The organism is Sulfitobacter sp. W027, assembly GCF_025143985.1.
Lineage (GTDB): Bacteria > Pseudomonadota > Alphaproteobacteria > Rhodobacterales > Rhodobacteraceae > Sulfitobacter.
The window spans coordinates 1,232,237-1,248,669 of the sequence record NZ_CP083564.1; the positions used below are offsets into that span (position 1 = coordinate 1,232,237).

Genomic DNA, 16,433 nt, shown 5'->3' on the forward strand with positions numbered 1-16,433 from the left:
CCCTTGCCACGCCGCCGGGCCATCACATTTCTGACAGCGTGTGTTTCGGGACTAGCCCACTTCAAGCCGCGCGGCTAACGCTAAAGGGGTTGTCTCACCGAAAGGGCCTGCCCGATGCAAAGCACCGTTTTAATTGTTCTCTTCGCGGCTGTCATCCTTGCCAGCCTGCTTGTCGCGCCGCGCCGTGCCACAATCGAGGGGTTCTTTGGCGGGGCCAATGCGGCGGGCCGCGCGCCGGGACTTTGGGTGCTGGTGCTGAGCCAAGTTACCACGTGGATTTTCGCCCGCAGCCTGATGAACGCGGCGATCTTGGGCTATTTCTACGGTATCGCAGGCACACTGGCCTATGCGGCCTATTACGGATCGTTCCTGACGGGCGGCTATATCGTCGGCCACCTGCGCCGCGGCGGGGCGCGCTCGGTGCAGGACTGGCTGGGCGGCCATTTCGGCGGGGCGGGCACAGCGGCCTATAACCTCGTGATCGGGCTGCGGTTGCTGTCGGAGGTTTTTGCCAATCTGCTGGTCGTCGCGCTGATTTTCGAGGCCGTCTGGCCCGGGTCTGGCACGCTGGCGGTGCTGATCGTCGCGGCTTTGGGCTTTGGCTATTCGGCATGGGGCGGGCTTTCCGCCGCGCTGCGCACGGATGTGGTGCAGATGCTGGTCTTTCTTGTCGTTTTCGGCCTCGCGCTTGGCGCGCTGCTGCTGAGCCCGGGGTTCGAACTTGGCGCGGTGCTGAGTGCGCCGGGCGTCTCGGGGCCCTATAACGGCTGGGTGCTTTTAGCGGTGGCCTTGTTGCAGGTCTTCTCCTACCCCGCCCATGACCCGGTGATGATGGACCGTGGCTTTCTGGCAGATGAGGCAACCACGCGGGCCTCTTTCCTGCACGCCTTTTGGATTTCGACGCTCTGCATCATCGGCTTTGGCTTTTTCGGCATCCAAGCCAGCCTGACCGGTGCGGCATATGAAGGCGAATTGATCGGCACATGGGGGCAGATGTTTCCGGGCTGGATTTTCGTGGCGCTGATGCTGTCGCTGCTGGTCTCGGCACTGTCGACGCTTGATTCCGCGCTGGCCTCGGCCGCGCGGCTGATGGTCGAAGAATGGCGCATCGCGCCGCGCAGCCTGAGGGGCGGGCGGCTGGTGATGGCGGGGTTCATGGCGCTTGGTGCGCTGTTGACGCTCTGGGGCAATGCCACGCTTTTCGATGCCGTGGCGGTCAGCGGGACCGCGTCGATGTTCCTTACCCCGGTGCTGCTGGTGGGGCTGGTGGCGGGGCGCCGCATCGCGGTCTGGAGTTATCTCGCCGCCTTTGCCGCCGCGATGCTCGGGGCTGCGGCCTATTTCGCGCGGGGCTGGGCGCCGGTGGCGGCCCTCCTGCCCGAGGGGCATAAATACGAGCAATTGTTGGTGATTTGCGTGATCGTGCTGCTGGCCGGGTTCGCAGCGGTGCTTGCGGGGGCGCGGCGAGGCTGATAGCTGGGTTTCCGAGCGATTTGATCGGATACTGCATCTTCTTATGACAGACCCCACCCCCCGCCTGGAAATCAAGAACCTGCGCCGCAGCTATGGCGGGCGGCAGGTTGTCGATGACGTGTCTTTGCAGATCATGCCGGGGCAGGTGACCTGTCTGCTCGGCCCCTCGGGCTGCGGCAAATCCACCACGCTGCGCATGATCGCCGGCGTTGAGATGCAAGACAGCGGCACGATCCACGTCGACGGCAAGCTGATCTGCGACACGGTGTTTCGCGTCCCGCCAGAGCGGCGCGAGATTGGGCTGATGTTTCAGGATTTCGCCCTGTTCCCGCATCTGAGCGTGGCCGACAACGTGGGCTTTGGCCTTAAGAAGGGCACCAAGGCCGAGAAGCGCAAGCGGATTGAGGAATTGCTCGAACGGGTGGACCTGCTGCGCTACATCGACGGCTACCCGCATCAGCTTTCGGGCGGAGAGCAGCAGCGCGTGGCGCTGGCCCGTGCGTTGGCGCCGCAGCCGCGCATCATGTTAATGGATGAACCCTTTTCCGGCCTCGACAATCGTCTGCGTGACGGCATCCGGGACGAGACGCTGAGCATCCTGAAAGAAGAGGACACCGCCGTTCTTCTGGTCACCCATGAGCCGGATGAGGCAATGCGCATGGCCGATGAGATCGCCCTGATGCGTGATGGCAAGATCGTCCAGCAAGGCGCGCCTTACAATGTCTATACCCGGCCCGTTGACCGCGCTTCGGTCGCATTTTTCAGCGATGCCAATGTGTTGGAGGCCACGGTGAACGGTGCACTGGCCGAGACGGTCTTTGGTGAGTTCCTCGCCCCCGGTCTGCCGGATGGCACCAAGGTGAATATCGTGTTCCGCCCGCAGCATCTACGGATCGACTTCGACCGCGCGGGGCAAGGGCCGCGCCCCACATCGACCGATGGCACCCCGGCACGCGCGGTGGTCGAACGCGCGCGCTTTATGGGCAACGAAAGCCTTGTGGAATTTGTCCTCGACCAAGACGGCTCGCGGCTCAAAGCCACGGTGCCGAACGTCTTCCTGCCGCAACCCGGCGCTGTCATGTGGCTGACCGTCCGCCGCGACCGCTGCTTTGTCTTTCCGGTGAAATCATGACCCCGCTGATGGTGGAATTCGGCATGGGCTCGTCCCTGCGCCGGGGCGACTATACCCAAGCCGCCAAACGCGCCGTGCAGGATGCGTTGTGGCACAATTCGATCAATCTGGCCGAACTTTTCGGTTTCGACAAATCCGACATGCGCGTCACCCTCGACGTGGGCGTGCAGCGCCCCGATCTGGTGGATGCCGAGGCGCTGCGGGCGGTCTTCCCTTACGGCGAAGTGACAGTGAACCTGCACCACGGCGGCCTCGACGTGCCGCGCCCCGAAGGGGAGGGCAACCCGACCGTGATGGCCAATGTGGCGCTCTCTGTGGGGTTTGACATGGAGCGCACCGATGGCTGAACAACGGATCATCATCGAGATGGGCATGGGCAACGATCTGCACGGGATGGACTATACCAAAGCCTGCGCCCGCGCGATCGAAGACGCCTTGCGCCATTCTTCCCTGCCGCTGTTTGGCGCGTTGGACGTGACACCGGATGAGATGCGCGTGCAGGTTACCGTGGCAGTGCAGGAGCCTGAGAAGGTGGATGTCGACGCGTTGGCGGCAAAGCTGCCGCGCGGTCGGGCCGAGGTGCGTGCCGTGAAAGGCGGACTGAACGTGCCGACGGGGCAGGACACGATTGTCGTGGCGCAGGCGAGTGTCGAGGCGTTCTTGCCCCAGCAAACCGGTTGGCGGCTCAAGCGTTAATGCGCGCTCAGGCGCGGTAGTCCGCCAAAGTCTTCCCCGGTTCATCAACGAAGAGTTCGGGCAGGGCTTCGGCACTCTCGATCAGGTCCAGCCGGAAGGTGGCAAAGCGCTCCGCGCTCTCGGACCACACGGTCAGCACCCAAAACCGCCCCCAATTCTCGACCTTCAGCGGTCGGACGACTTGACCGCCGCTGTCCGCTACTCCGATCCGTAACTTTTGCCGCGCCTGTACTGCCGCACGCAACACCGGGAGATGGGCGAAGACCCGTGTGGCTTTTCCCTGCGACCTCAGCGCTTGTGACCAAGCGGCCCCCTCGGCAATGGCCTCGGTCGGCAGTACCGCGTCGAACTTCGCGGCCAAAGTCTCCGCCGCCTCTTGCAGCCCCGGATCCCCGACCTCCGCCGCCACCGCAAGACCGAGGTTCAACGCCTCCAGCTCTGCCGGGGTCAGGGTCAGCGGGGGCAGGGTGATCGCGGGGGTGATCCGATAGCCTTCGCCCCGCGTCCCGGCAACGGGGAGGCCAGAGGCGCTGAGCTTGTCCATATCGCGGTAGATCGTGCGGGTGGAGATACCAAAGCGACGGGCCAGATCCTCGGCCCGGTGCACCTGCCCATCCCGCAGCCGGTCGATCAGCGCCACAAGGCGGTCTTCGGTTTTTACTGACACCATGGCGCCCCCTAACGCTCATGACAAAAACATGTCACAAACGAAATTGCACGTCGGAAATTCTGGCTCCCACCCCACGCGGAGGCACCGCCACACCGCTTTGCCCCTTCATGGCCCCGTCGCCGCCCGCTATCACAGGCAGGACAGGCGCTGCATGACTTGCGCCAAACATAATGGGAGAACAGACATGTTGAACAATATCGGATTGCCGGGCCTGCTGCTGATCGCGGTTGTCGTGCTGGTGCTTTTTGGCCGTGGCAAGATTTCCTCGCTCATGGGCGAAGTCGGCAAAGGCATCACCAGCTTCAAAAAGGGCATCAGCGAAGGCGAAGAAGAGACCAAGCGCGCGGACGACATCAAACATGTCGACGAAGTGCACCATGCTGACCTGCCCGAGCATGCCGATCAGGGCACGCATCCAAAGACCGACCTGAAGGCCGACAAGGACCGGGTGTAACCCGATGTTCGATCTGGGTTGGACGGAACTTCTGGTCATTGGCGTGGTGGCCCTGATCGTGGTCGGCCCCAAGGACCTGCCCGTGCTGTTTCGGCGCGTCGGGCAATTCGTGGGCAAGGCCAAGGGCATGGCGCGTGAATTCAGTCAGGCGATGAACGACGCCGCTGATGAAAGCGGTATGCGCGAGATGTCCTCCTCGCTGAACAAATCGCTGAAAACGGCGACCAACCCGTTGGGCAGCGCGATGGACGAGGTGAAGGACGCGACCCGTTCGCTGACCAACTTTGACCCCGACAGCGAGACCGGCAAACTGGCGGCGCAAAAGGCAGAGGATGTGAAAAAGATCCAAGCCAGCACTGCCCGCGCTGCAGCCGAGCGCAAGCAACGCGAGGCGGCAGAGGCCATGGCGCAGGCCGAGGCGGCGGAGGCGAAGCTGTCTGACGCGACCCCGGTAGAGGCTGCCAAACCCGCCACCGCCAAGACGGCCGCGAAAAAGACGGCACCGGCGCGTCCCGTGATCGAGAAAGAGGTGGCCAAACCGGCCCCTGCCAAAGCGGCGGCTAAAAAGCCCGCGGCCAAGAAACCCGCTGCGAAAAAGCCTGCCGCCAAGAAGCCAGCGACAGCCAAACCTGCTGCGAAAAAAGAGTAAATTAAATGAGCGCCTCCGACGACTATGATATCGACGACAGCTCGGCCCCGCTGATCGAGCATCTGGCCGAGTTGCGCACGCGGCTCATCCACTCTGTCATCGCCTTCATCATCGGTATGGTGATCTGCTTTACCGTCTGGAATCCGATCTTCAACTTCCTGACCGAACCGCTGTGCTCGGCCATGGCGGAACGGGGTCAGGACGACTGCGGGCTGATCCTAATCAAGTTGCAAGAAGGTTTCTTTGTTGCGATCTCGATCTCGCTTTTGGGCGGTCTGGTGCTGGGCTTTCCCTTCATTAGCTACCAGCTGTGGCGCTTTGTGGCACCGGGGCTTTACAAGAACGAGAAGGGCGCCTTTCTGCCCTTCCTGATTTCCTCGCCGGTGATGTTTTTCCTCGGCGCGGCCTTTGCCTTCTACGTCGTCACCCCGCTGGCCTTCGACTTCTTCCTTGGGTTCCAGCAGGCTGGCACGCTTGTTGGTGAGGGCCCGGATGGCGAGAGCGGCATCGCCGCCATCGCTTTCCAAGGCTCCGCGCAGGAATACCTTTCGCTTACGATCAAGTTCATCGTGGCCTTTGGTCTTTGCTTCCAGCTTCCTGTTCTGCTGACGCTGATGGGCAAGGCCGGGCTGGTCAGTTCTGAAGGTCTTGGCAACGTCCGTAAATATGCTGTGGTGGCGATCCTGGTGTTGGCCGCGCTGGTCACCCCGCCGGACGTGATCACGCAGGTGATCCTCTTCGTGGTGGTCTATGGCCTTTATGAAATCTCGATCTTCCTCGTGCGCCGGGTCGAGAAAAAGCGTGACGAAAAGCTGCGCGAAGAGGGCTACTTTGACGACGAGGACGAGGAAGACCTGCTGTGATCGACGACCCGATGGACCGTATTGCGGCGGCGCTGGAGCGTATGTCTCCGGCGCCGCTTTCAGCCCCGGACTTTGACGCGGCGACGGCGTTCGTCTGGCACACAGATCCTGATCGACTGGTGCCGGTGCCGCAGGTCGCGCGGATTGACCTGTCATTGCTGATTGGCGTTGACCGGGCAAGGGATACCCTTTTGGCCAACACACGCCAGTTTGCTGCCGGACTGCCAGCAAATAACGCACTGCTTTGGGGTGCGCGGGGTATGGGGAAATCCAGCCTTGTCAAAGCGATGCATGCGGATGTTCAAGCATCACATGAAGCGTTGCGCATCGTGGAGTTGCAGCGCGAAGACCTGCCTTCGGTCGGGCGTCTGCTGAGCCTTCTGCGCGGGGCGTCGCAGCGATTCATTCTCTTCTGCGATGACCTCAGCTTTGGCCATGACGACGCGCATTACAAATCGCTGAAGGCGGTGCTGGATGGCGGCATTGAGGGGCGGCCTGATAACGTCGTGCTCTATGCCACATCGAACCGCCGTCACCTGATGCCGCGCGACATGATCGAGAATGAGCGTGGCAGTGCGATCAATCCCTCGGAGGCGGTGGAGGAGAAGGTCTCTCTCTCTGACCGTTTTGGGCTGTGGCTTGGGTTCCATCCCTGCGATCAAGACCAGTATCTCGCCATGATCCGTGGATATTGCGATGCCTTCGGCGTCAAGATTGACGAGGACACATTGCGCGCCGAGGCCGTCGAATGGCAGGCCACGCGGGGTGCCCGTTCGGGCCGGGTGGCGTGGCAGTATTTCGTAGATTTGGCAGGCCGAAAGGGTGTCCACGTCTCAGGCGGGTGAGTGACGCTTTCTGGGGTCTAGAATTAAGGGGGCCTGCATGATCTGCAGGCCCCTTATGTCGTCCGTTTACTGAATGTATGGCGTTGGATCGACGCTCTCAAAGCCTTTGCGCACTTCGAAATGCACATGCGATTCCGATCCGCCGCGCAGTTTCGCAATCTGCTGGCCTCGGCTGACGGTATCGCCTTTTGCAACATTGACGCCGTCCACATTGGCATAGACGGTCAACAGGTTGTCCGGGTGGCGCACCACGACAATCGGGATGCCCTCTGCGCTCTTGGTGATGGCGGCGACGGTGCCCCCTTCGGCGGCCTTGACCGGTGCGCCGGGGCTGCCTTGGATGTTGATACCTTCATTCTTGCCCTTCGCATAAGCGCGGATGATAGAGCCTTGGACAGGCGGCGTCATTTTGGAGGCTTTCGCGGGTGCAGTTGGCTTGCCGACATCGGCCACGGGTTTTTCAGGCTCGGCTTTGGGCGGCAAAGGTTTCGCGGTCTCATCCTGCGGCAGCGGCTTGGCAGCCGAGGGGGGCGTCGGTGTGGGGCTGCCTGCGCCGGGGGCGCTGGTGACCGGCTCAAGGGGCCGCGATGCGGCGGCGCTGGAGGCGGTGTTGGTGGCCAGACGTGGGGGCGCTTGCTTTTCGACCGGGATCAGTAGGAATTGACCTTCACGGATCGCGAAATCGGGGCCAAGGCCGTTCCATTCGGCCAGCGCTTTGACTGGCACATTATAGAGGCGGGCAACGGTATAGGCCGTCTCGCCGCGCTCCACCCGGTGACGGACGGGCTCTTTGGATTGCGGTGCCGCGGGCTGAGGTGCGGGCGCGCTTGTGGTGGGGTTGCTGCTTGCGGGCGGCAGACTTTGCGTCTGCACCGTTGGCGTCACCGGGGCGCGGTCAATCGCGCTGCCTGCGAGGGTGGTGATGTCGACGCTGCCATCGGTGCCGGGGGCGGGTTCGGCCACACGGCGGGGCAGGGCAATGATCTCTCCTTGACGCAGCGGCACGTCCAGTTCGATGCCGTTGTAACGCGCCAGTTCATTGCCGTTGGCCCCTACACGGTTGGCCACGTCCTTCAAGGTATCACCGCGCCGGGCGACGGCCACCTGATATGTGGGGTAGGCGATCACCCCCCGCGCGTCAGGTTTGGGCCGCTCGGCCAGTGGCCCGCGCGCGGCGTCGGCGGTCGTAAAGCCATCGCCAAAGGTGCTGCGCATGTCGTAGTCCAGCGGCTGATTTTCGCAACCGGCCAGCAGTATCGCACTGGTTCCGGCCATTAGGGTCAGCCGCATGGGGCGGCGCAAGCGTGTTTGGCGCATCTGCAAGTCCTCATCCTCGCCCCTGAACGATATGGGGCGTTGTCTCTCTAACCTATTAACCGTCCTTGCCCAAGCCTTCCAGCAGGGGGACAAAGCGCACGGCACGCAATTCGTCGTATTCCAGCCCGTCAGCGGTCTTTCGCACACGAATTAGGTGCTGAACCGTGTCGGATTGGCCCACGGGCAGCACCATGATGCCACCCTCTTTTAGTTGGGCAAGCAGGGGGCCGGGCGGGTCTTCAGCGGCGGCGGTCACGATGATCCGGTCGAATGGCGCCTGCTCGGCAAGGCCAAAGCTACCGTCGGCGGTGATCGCGGTGATGTTGTTAAGATCCATCGCCTCAAACACGCCACGGGCTTCTTGCACCAAGCGCCGGTGCCGGTCGATCGTATAGACCCGCCGCGCGAGCTTGCTGAGGATCGCCGCCTGATAGCCCGAGCCTGTGCCGATTTCGAGCACCTTATCGCGGGATGACACCTGCAAGGCTTGGCTCATCAAGCCCACGACGGAGGGTTGGCTGATCGTCTGGCCGCAGGCGATGGGCAGGGGCATATCCTCATAGGCGCGGCTTGCGAAGATGCCGCGAATGAAGGGGCCGCGGTCGATCGCTTCCATCGCTGTCAGGACACGCGCGTCCGTCACGCCCTTGGAGCGCAGCGCGTAGAGGAACTGCATCTTGCGTTCGGCCTCAGAGATCGGCTCTTCGTTCATCCGTTAATGCCTGTGAGCGTTTCAAGTGCTGCGTGGTCCGTCAGGTCGCAGCGCATTGGGGTGACCGAAACGTAGCCGTCAAGGTTCACGCAGGCGTCGCTGCCCGCTGCGGTCTGCACACGCTGATCCCCACCCTTGATCCACAAAAAGCGCCGGCCCGAGGGCGACAGATGCGCTTCGGTCGAAAACCCGGTGCCGGGGCGACGGCCCTGAGGGGCCAGCCGGATGCCGCGCACGTCCGCACCCGCGACGGGGGGGAAGTTAACGTTGTAGAAAAGGCCATAGGCGGCCTCTTCGCTGGGACTGTGGTCCAGAATGCGGCGGCAGGTTTCAACGCCGTGTTGGGCGGCGGCCTCAAAAGGATCGGCCAGATCGCGGTTCGCCGGGCCGTAGTATTGCGACAGGGCGATGGCGGGAAGGCCCTGCAGGGCCGCCTCGATCGCGCCGCCAAGCGTCCCGGAATAGAGCGCGTTTTCAGCGGCATTGTTGCCCCGGTTCACGCCGGAAAGCACCAGATCAGGCGGGGCGGCGGTCATCGTGTCGTAGATCGCGGCGAGCACGCAGTCGGCGGGGGAGCCTTCGGTAGCGAAAACACGGTCGTCCAGTTGCGAGATCATCATCGGCTTGGTGTAGCTGATGCAATGGCCCACGCCGGATTGCTCGAATGCGGGTGCAACGGTCCAGACCTCGCCCTTAGGCCCGGCCAACTCCTCGGCAATGGCGCGCAGCACGGCCAGACCGGGCGCGTTGATGCCGTCATCGTTTGTAATCAGAATGCGCATGAAAGGCCCCTTTTTGCCTTGATAGGCGAGGGGCGGACCGGCGGCAAGCGCAGCGCGCCGGTGCCGCGCGGTTCAGGAGGCGGAGTTTTCCGACAGTTGCGCCAATACCGCAGCGGCCTGCGTGGCGGTGTCGCTCAGCGCCGCGCGGTCTTCACCGGGGAAGAAGCGCGCGCGGGTGGCGGTGGGCATCGGGTCGGGCATGAGGATATGGACGCGCGGGCCGATCTGCGCGGTCTCGACCTGCCAAGAGGTCGCCAGCGCGATCTGCGCGGCCTTGGTGGCCCCGTAGCTGCCGAAGAATTTCGTACCAGCGCGCGGATCGTCAAAAAAGACCGCCGTGCCATCCGTCCCAAGAAGCGGCGAGACGAAGGTGATCAGCCGCGCCGTGGCGGTGATGTTGCCGGCAATGGATTTCTCCATATCCTTAGCGTCGATATGGTCGGTCGGGGTGAGCGGTGCCGCATGGATCGCGCAATGCAACCAAAGGTCCAGACCCCCCCAGCGGTCGTGGATACCACGGCAGAGCACGGCCATCGCATCGGCGTTGGTGATGTCCATCGGGGCCAGTGTGGCGCTGCCACCCTTGGCTTGGATGCGGTCATCCAGCTCTTCCAACGCGCCGGTTGTGCGACCGACCGCGATGATATGATGGGTGGGGGCAAAGGCCTCTGCCAATGCGGCTCCAAGGCCGCGCGACGCGCCGGTGATCAATGCTGTCTTGCTCATGACCGCGATGTGCACTGCCCCGCGCGGCAGGTCAAGAGGCGCGGTGTCGCGCCCCTTTGATCGTGTCAGCCCTGCGGCAAGCGCAGTACCTTATTGCCGCGACGGCTAGAGAGCACGAGTGTGCCCTGTCCAATGGCCGCCACAATACCGCCTGCGACTTGATCGCCCACTTCGACGCGGGAAATCTTGCCGCCGCCTTCGCGGATCAGCGCGCCGGGCGTGCTGTCGCTGCCGAAGATGCCAATCAGCGCGGTGCTGGACAGATCGGCCTTTTCAGTTGCCAGATCGGAGACTTTCTTTGGGGTCGGGGTCCCAGTGCTCGCCATGATGTGCCTTTCGCCTGTGGTTGCGTTTCGCGCGGCAGTCCCCCGCGCTCGCAAACCGTCAGCTAACCCCTGCCGCAGTGCAGCGGAAGGGGGCGTTTTGGGGATGCGCAGGGTTCTGCTTGATCGTCGGCAAAGCAGCGCCGACGGCTCCTTTGTAACGCTGCGACCTTTCGTAAGGCTTAACTCGGGTTAGCCCACGAAAGCCTTTTCAACGACGAAATGCTGGGGGTCGGAATTGGCACCCTCGGTCAGGCCAAAGCCTTCGAGAATCTCCATGATATCCTTGTTGAAGCCCAGGCTGCCGCAGACCATGGCGCGGTCGTGGGCGGCGTTGATCTGAGGCACGCCGAGATCTTTGAACACCGTGCCATCCTGCAAAAGGTGCGTGATCCGGCCCATTTTGGGGCTCTCTTCGCGGGTGGTGGTCGGGTAATAGCGGATCTTGGCGAGGTTTTCGGGGCCGATCAGCTCTTGCATCAGTTCGTCGGCCTTCAGTCCTTCGATCAACTGTCGGCCATACTCCAGTTCCGCCACATCGCGGCAGGTGTGGGTGACGATAACCTCGTCGAATTTCTCATAGGTCTCGGGCTCACGCAGCAGACTGGCGAAAGGGGCAAAGCCGGTGCCGGTGGCGAACATCCACAGCCGGTCGCCGGGCAGCAACGCGTCATGCACCAGCGTGCCCACGGGCTTGGGCCGCAGGATGATCTGATCGCCGGGCTGGATGTGCTGCAGCTTGGAGGTCAGCGGGCCGTCCTGCACTTTGATCGAATAGAACTCCAACTCATCGTCCCACGCAGGCGAGGCGATGGAATAGGCGCGCAGCAGCGGTTTTTGCTTTCCGGTTTCGGGATGCGGGTCGCCCATCAGGCCGATCATCACGAACTCGCCCGAGCGGAAACGCAGGCTCGCCGGGCGCGAGACGCGGAAAGAGAAAAGCTGGTCCGTCCAATGGGTGACAGAGGTCACGGTCTGGGCGTCGGGCAACGTCGGGACGGGCTTGGCGGTGGTCTGGTTCACTGTGCTCTGCTCGGTCATCATGATTTCCGCAAATCGGTTTGCGGCCTCTATTTATGGCAAGGAAGGGGTGAGGGCAATGAAGCGGCCTATTCGGCCGCCGCTGCCTGTGGGGACGCCGCGCCGCGCAGACGGGACTGATAGTTGTGTGCCTGCCAGTCAGCGCGGGCGAGCCACTGGTCCTGCGGCTGACGGGCGGCCAGATCATCGTCGATCTCAACCTCATCGAACCCCGCGCGGCGCGCCATGGCGTATTGATCAGCCAGCACATGCCCGCGGGCGCGCAGACGGCCCGTGTAACCGCGCAGGCGCAGAACGCGGGCGATGGTAAAGCCGCGCCCATCCGCGAAAGAGGGGAAGTCGACACGGATCATCTCCAGCGCCGGGGTCAAGGTGACGGCATGGGCATCGGCGTCCGAGCCAAGATCAATGGCGCGGCAGTCATTCGCTGCCCCTTCTTTGCAATAGCCATGGGTCCAGTCGTTGGCGGTGAAACCGGTGTCGGTTACGAGTACGCTCATGATTTGTCTCCTGTTCGGACCACTTTGCCATTCACAAAATGGATGCCGCATTCTTCTTTGTTCTGATCGCGCCAACGCCCGGCGCGCGGGTCTTCGCCCGGAGCCACCGGCGAGGTGCAGGGCGCACAGCCGATCGAAGGGTAGCCCTTGGCCACCAGCGGGTGCCGGGGCAGGCGGTTCTCGGCAATGTAATCCGCCACATCCGAGGTTGCCCAATAGGCCAGCGGGTTCACCTTGATACGCGGCGCGGCCCCGTCTTTGGGAACTTCGGCCTCGAAGAATTCCAAGGCCGCGCGGCTGCCCGATTGGAAGCGTTTGCGCCCGGTGATCCAGCCATCATAGCCCGCCAGCGCGCTCTGCAGAGGCCGGGTCTTGCGCAAGGCACAGCAGGCGTCGGTGTCATATTGGTGCAGCGTGCCATCGGGATCCTGTGCTGCGATCTCTTCGCTGCGCAGGGTGGTGACATTGCGCAGGCCGAGGCGTTCGCTCAGCTCCTGCTGGTAAACCAGCGTTTCGGCAAAGAGCATTTCGGTGTCGATAAAGAGCACCGGAATATCCCGCGACACCATGGAGGCAAGGTGCAACAGCGCCACCGACTCCGCGCCAAAGCTGGAGACGAGGGTGAGGTTCTCGATCTCAGCATCGGCGCGGCGGATGACATCCGTGGCCCCGTGGTGGCGCAGGTCGGCATTAAGCCGCGCTACCTTTTCCTCGACCGCGCGCAGCCCCTCGGGGGACGGCGCAGCGGTATTTGAAAAAGGATGAAGTTCAGGGGTGTCAAGCGGCATTGGCCTGATCCTTGCTGGCCGTCTCAGGGTAAAGCGCGGCCTTGAAGGGGGCGAGGCCGAGGCGGCGGTAGGCTTGCAGAAAGGTCTCCGAAGGATCGTTACGCAGGTCGAGATAGCCCAGAACGAGGCGTTCGATGGCCGGGATGATTTCCTCAGCCGAGAAACCGGGGCCCGCGCGTTCACCGATGCTGGCGTTCTCAGTGCCGTCGCCGCCCAGCGTGATTTGGTAGTTCTCCACGCCCGCACGGTCGAGGCCGAGGATGCCGATGTGGCCGACGTGGTGGTGGCCGCAGGCGTTGATGCAGCCGGAGATCTTGATCTTGAGCGGGCCCACGTCGTGCTCGAGCTTCAGCTCGTCGAACCGGGTCGCGATTTCCTGCGCGATGGGGATCGAGCGGGCGGTGGCCAGCGCGCAATAGTCCATGCCGGGGCAGGCGATGATGTCGGAGATCAACCCGATGTTGGCGGTGGCCAGTTTCGCCTCTTTCAGCGCGGCGTGCAGTTCGGGCAGGTCGCTGCGGTGCACATGGGGGAGGATCACGTTTTGCTCATGGCTGATGCGCAGCTCGTCATGGCCAAAGCGGCGGGCGAGGTCGGCCATCACCCGCATTTGGTCCGCCGTCGCGTCACCCGGCGTGGCGCCATGGGCCTTGAGGCTGATCGAGACGATGGCATAGCCCGGCGCGCGGTGCTCGGCGAGGTTGGTATCGGCCCATGCGCGGAAGACCGGATCGTTGGTATAGGCGGACTCGTAGGCCGCGAGGGAGGCGGTTTTGAACTCGGGTGCTGCGAAATCGGCTTCGATGCGCGACAGCATTTGCTGGTCAACGCCGGTGAATTGGCTGCGGATCAGCGCATATTGCGCGTCAACGCGGGCGCGGATGTCTTCAATGCCGTTTTCGTGGACAGTGATCTTGATGCGCGCTTTGTATTTGTTATCGCGGCGGCCCAGCACGTTGTAGACGCTGACGATGGCTTCGAGCGTGGGCAGCAGGTCGTCGGCGCTGACGAAGTCGTAGAGCACCTTGCCGATCATCGGGGTGCGGCCAAGGCCACCGCCGACGATGACCTCGAAACCCTGTTGGCCGTCACGCTCAACGATGCGCAGGCCGATGTCATGGGCCTTGATCACCGCACGGTCAGCGGCGGCACCGGTGACGGCGACCTTGAACTTGCGCGGCAGGAACTGGAATTCCGGGTGGTCGGTGGACCACTGTCGGATCAACTCGGCCACGGGGCGTGGGTCGGCGACCTCATCGGCGGCGGCCCCGGCGAAATGGTCCGCCGTCACGTTGCGGATGGTGTTGCCAGAGGTCTGGATCGCGTGCAGCTTCACCTCGGCCAGCGCGTCGAGCATGTCGGGCACGTCGCGCAGCTCGGGCCAGTTGTACTGGATGTTCTGACGCGTGGTGAAGTGGCCGTAGCCCTTGTCCCACCGCTCGGCGATATAGGCGAGTTGATCCATCTGGGCGCTGTTGAGCGTGCCATAGGGGATCGCCACGCGCAGCATATAGGCGTGCAGTTGCAAGTAGAGCCCATTCATCAAGCGCAGCGGTTTGAACTCATCCTCGGTGAGTGAGCCGTCGATGCGGCGCTCGACTTGGGCGCGGAACTGGGCGTTGCGCTCGGCGAGGAATTTGTCGTCGAATTCGGTGTAGCTATACATCACAGGGTCTCCTGTTTGCCGTGGGCGTAGTTCGACGGGCCTTTGGCGCGGAACTCTTCGCGGAAATGTGTGGGGCGCGGGCCGCCCGTATCGGGGGCCACATCGGCGAGGTAGACGCCGACGACCAAATCTTGCTGCGTGAGCGCGTCGATCAGGCGCAGGTCAGCGTCGGCCTCATCGGTCAGCACCTCGGCCTCGGAAAGGCTGCGGGTCCAGCCGGTGGCGGTTTGGTAGACAACGTCGCCTTCGAGCAGCGCATTGGCGGTGATGACCTTGGGGGTGAAAGGCTTGGGCATATCAGGCCAGCTCCTCTAGCGGGGTTTCGGTGGCAGCTTGGACGGCGGCGCGCGGGGCGAGGCCGTAGAAGGTGAGCGCGGGGCCGGTCATTTCGGCATCGGCCAGATCGCGCGGCAAATCGTTGAGCGTGGTCGACAGCACCCGCTGATCGGCGCGCGAGGCGTTTTCGATCACGGTGACGGGTGTGGCCCGGTCGGCCCCGTGCATCAGCAGGCGGCCTTGGACGAAACGGGCGGATTTCTTGCCCATATAGATCGCGGCGACCTCGTTGGGGCGGGAGAGGGCGGCCCAGTCGTGATCGGCGAAACCTTTCATGTCATGCCCGGTCAGGAAGCGGACCGAGGCATTGCGGCCCCGTTTGGTCAGGCTTTGACCGATGCCCGCTACGGCGGCAGAGGCGGCAGTGATGCCGGGCACGATGTGCCAGCCGATGTCATGGGCGTCTACGGCGTCGATTTCTTCGTCGAGGCGGCCAAAGACGGTGGCATCGCCGGATTTCAGCCGCACCACCTGCGCGCCGCTTTGGGCGTGCTCGACCAGCAGGGCGTTGATGTGCTCTTGGGCCGTGGAGGGTCCGAAACCCTCTTTGCCCACGTCGATCATCAGCGCTTCGCGGCGGGCGAGTTCGAGAATCTCGGGGCTGATCAAGCGGTCGTAGATCACCACATCGGCCTCATCCAGCGCGCGGCGGGCCTTGAGAGTCAGCAGTTCCGGATCACCGGGGCCGCCGCCGACAAAGGCCACATGCCCTGCGCGGGCTTCGCGGGTGAGATGCGTTTGCAGCAGGTCTTTCAACGCCGGGCGCACGCTATCCTTGCCCTCGTCCATGGCGCGGGGGCCAGCGGCAAAATAGTAGTCGCGCCAGAAATCGCGGCGCGCGCGGCCCATGGGCAGGGCGTCGGCGAGCTTGCGGAAACCTTTGCCGATCCGCGCAAGCGGGCCGAGGGTGACGGGCAGACGCTCTTCCAAATCGGCTTTGATGGCGCGGGCCAGCACCGGGGCGGCGCCTTCGGTGCCGATGGCCACGGTCACCGGGTCACGGTCGACGATGGCGGGGGTGATGAACTGGCTGTCGTGCAGATTGTCGACGATGTTGACCAGCACGCCAGCCGCGCGGGCAAGGGCCGCGTTTTCGGCATCAAGCACGTCATCCTCATCTGCCGCATAGAACAGCAGGGCACCGGGCAGGTCGGCGGCAGTGAGGGCGCGGCGGTGCAGGGTCAGCTTGCCCGCCGCCTGCCATTCGACAAGCTCTGGCGCGGGGGCGGGCGCAAAGATATGCAGCGCGGCTTTGGTCTTCATCAGCAGGCGCAACTTGGCCAGCGCCGCTTCGCCGCCGCCGGAAAGGAGGATCTTTTGCTCGCTCGTGGCGAGGAAGATGGGAAAGTGATCCATGATGCGCCCTGTATTCTGTTTGACGTGACCTCTTATATAGGAAATATTCCCAATAATTGGCTAGTTGCTGGCGCAGATAAGAACATGTGTTCGCTATGGCCGTA

20 protein-coding genes are annotated in these 16,433 nt (G+C 63.4%); 8 read left to right on the top strand and 12 right to left on the bottom strand.

Annotation, left to right across the window (positions count from 1 at the left end):
• Positions 1–114: 114 nt before the first annotated feature.
• From K3759_RS06065 to K3759_RS06080, 4 genes are read left to right on the top strand one after another with little or no spacing between them, the layout of a single operon-like run.
• The gene (locus K3759_RS06065) at positions 115–1,473 is read left to right on the top strand and encodes a sodium:proline symporter (RefSeq protein WP_259984948.1); all 1,359 of its coding nucleotides are present in this window, start codon (positions 115–117) and stop codon (positions 1,471–1,473) included.
• 43 nt (positions 1,474–1,516) lie between these two features.
• The gene (locus tag K3759_RS06070; protein WP_259984951.1) at positions 1,517–2,605 is read left to right on the top strand and encodes an ABC transporter ATP-binding protein; all 1,089 of its coding nucleotides are present in this window, start codon (positions 1,517–1,519) and stop codon (positions 2,603–2,605) included.
• On the top strand, positions 2,602–2,952 hold the full coding sequence (locus K3759_RS06075; RefSeq protein ID WP_259984953.1) for a Lin0512 family protein: 351 nt from the start codon (positions 2,602–2,604) through the stop codon (positions 2,950–2,952). The genes K3759_RS06070 and K3759_RS06075 overlap by 4 nt, the downstream gene beginning before the upstream one ends.
• Complete coding sequence (locus tag K3759_RS06080; RefSeq protein ID WP_259984955.1) at positions 2,945–3,301, top strand: Lin0512 family protein; 357 nt, start codon at positions 2,945–2,947, stop codon at positions 3,299–3,301. The genes K3759_RS06075 and K3759_RS06080 overlap by 8 nt, the downstream gene beginning before the upstream one ends.
• A 7-nt stretch (positions 3,302–3,308) precedes the next feature.
• Here the strand turns inward: K3759_RS06080 and K3759_RS06085 are convergent, their stop codons facing one another.
• A complete protein-coding gene (locus K3759_RS06085; protein ID WP_259984957.1) occupies positions 3,309–3,971 on the bottom strand; it encodes a YafY family protein in 663 nt (220 codons plus the stop codon).
• A gap of 184 nt (positions 3,972–4,155) precedes the next feature.
• Between K3759_RS06085 and K3759_RS06090 the strand changes: the two genes are divergently transcribed.
• Genes K3759_RS06090 through K3759_RS06105 form a run of 4 tightly spaced genes read left to right on the top strand, consistent with a single transcriptional unit; the run spans position 4,156 to position 6,782 of the window.
• Positions 4,156–4,425, top strand: coding sequence for a twin-arginine translocase TatA/TatE family subunit (locus K3759_RS06090; RefSeq protein ID WP_259984959.1), 270 nt, complete (start codon positions 4,156–4,158; stop codon positions 4,423–4,425).
• A 4-nt stretch (positions 4,426–4,429) separates the two neighbouring features.
• Positions 4,430–5,074: a Sec-independent protein translocase protein TatB gene (gene tatB / locus K3759_RS06095; protein ID WP_259984961.1), complete on the top strand. Its 645-nt coding sequence runs from the start codon at positions 4,430–4,432 to the stop codon at positions 5,072–5,074.
• 5 nt (positions 5,075–5,079) lie between these two features.
• Positions 5,080–5,937 (top strand): twin-arginine translocase subunit TatC, encoded by an 858-nt coding sequence (tatC, locus tag K3759_RS06100; protein ID WP_259984963.1) that lies wholly within the window; start codon positions 5,080–5,082, stop codon positions 5,935–5,937.
• Positions 5,934–6,782, top strand: a complete 849-nt coding sequence (locus K3759_RS06105; RefSeq protein ID WP_259984966.1) for an ATP-binding protein — start codon at positions 5,934–5,936, stop codon at positions 6,780–6,782. Before tatC ends, K3759_RS06105 begins: the two co-directional genes overlap by 4 nt.
• Before the next feature lie 66 nt (positions 6,783–6,848).
• Here K3759_RS06105 and K3759_RS06110 read toward each other — a convergent pair whose 3' ends face one another.
• The 11 genes from K3759_RS06110 to cysG form a co-directional block, all read right to left on the bottom strand.
• On the bottom strand, positions 6,849–8,099 hold the full coding sequence (locus K3759_RS06110) for a M23 family metallopeptidase (protein ID WP_259984968.1): 1,251 nt from the start codon (positions 8,097–8,099) through the stop codon (positions 6,849–6,851).
• 55 nt (positions 8,100–8,154) lie between these two features.
• Positions 8,155–8,811 carry a protein-L-isoaspartate(D-aspartate) O-methyltransferase gene (locus tag K3759_RS06115; RefSeq protein WP_259984970.1) on the bottom strand — a complete coding sequence of 219 codons (657 nt, stop codon included), beginning with the start codon at positions 8,809–8,811 and terminating at the stop codon, positions 8,155–8,157.
• Positions 8,808–9,593 (bottom strand): 5'/3'-nucleotidase SurE, encoded by a 786-nt coding sequence (surE, locus tag K3759_RS06120; RefSeq protein WP_259984972.1) that lies wholly within the window; start codon positions 9,591–9,593, stop codon positions 8,808–8,810. Before surE ends, K3759_RS06115 begins: the two co-directional genes overlap by 4 nt.
• Positions 9,594–9,665: 72 nt before the next feature.
• The gene (locus tag K3759_RS06125; RefSeq protein WP_259984975.1) at positions 9,666–10,319 is read right to left on the bottom strand and encodes an SDR family oxidoreductase; all 654 of its coding nucleotides are present in this window, start codon (positions 10,317–10,319) and stop codon (positions 9,666–9,668) included.
• A gap of 65 nt (positions 10,320–10,384) precedes the next feature.
• A complete protein-coding gene (locus K3759_RS06130; protein WP_259984978.1) occupies positions 10,385–10,645 on the bottom strand; it encodes a pilus assembly protein PilP in 261 nt (86 codons plus the stop codon).
• A 189-nt stretch (positions 10,646–10,834) separates the two neighbouring features.
• Positions 10,835–11,683 (bottom strand): ferredoxin--NADP reductase, encoded by an 849-nt coding sequence (locus K3759_RS06135; RefSeq protein WP_259984980.1) that lies wholly within the window; start codon positions 11,681–11,683, stop codon positions 10,835–10,837.
• A 68-nt stretch (positions 11,684–11,751) separates the two neighbouring features.
• Positions 11,752–12,183: a DUF934 domain-containing protein gene (locus K3759_RS06140; RefSeq protein WP_259984982.1), complete on the bottom strand. Its 432-nt coding sequence runs from the start codon at positions 12,181–12,183 to the stop codon at positions 11,752–11,754.
• Positions 12,180–12,971: a phosphoadenylyl-sulfate reductase gene (locus tag K3759_RS06145; protein ID WP_259984985.1), complete on the bottom strand. Its 792-nt coding sequence runs from the start codon at positions 12,969–12,971 to the stop codon at positions 12,180–12,182. Before K3759_RS06145 ends, K3759_RS06140 begins: the two co-directional genes overlap by 4 nt.
• Positions 12,961–14,637, bottom strand: a complete 1,677-nt coding sequence (locus tag K3759_RS06150; RefSeq protein ID WP_259984987.1) for a nitrite/sulfite reductase — start codon at positions 14,635–14,637, stop codon at positions 12,961–12,963. The genes K3759_RS06145 and K3759_RS06150 overlap by 11 nt, the downstream gene beginning before the upstream one ends.
• Positions 14,637–14,933, bottom strand: a complete 297-nt coding sequence (locus tag K3759_RS06155) for a DUF2849 domain-containing protein (RefSeq protein ID WP_259984990.1) — start codon at positions 14,931–14,933, stop codon at positions 14,637–14,639. The genes K3759_RS06150 and K3759_RS06155 overlap by 1 nt, the downstream gene beginning before the upstream one ends.
• 1 nt (position 14,934) lies before the next feature.
• Positions 14,935–16,329 (bottom strand): siroheme synthase CysG, encoded by a 1,395-nt coding sequence (gene cysG / locus K3759_RS06160; RefSeq protein ID WP_259984993.1) that lies wholly within the window; start codon positions 16,327–16,329, stop codon positions 14,935–14,937.
• Positions 16,330–16,433 lie beyond the last annotated feature (104 nt).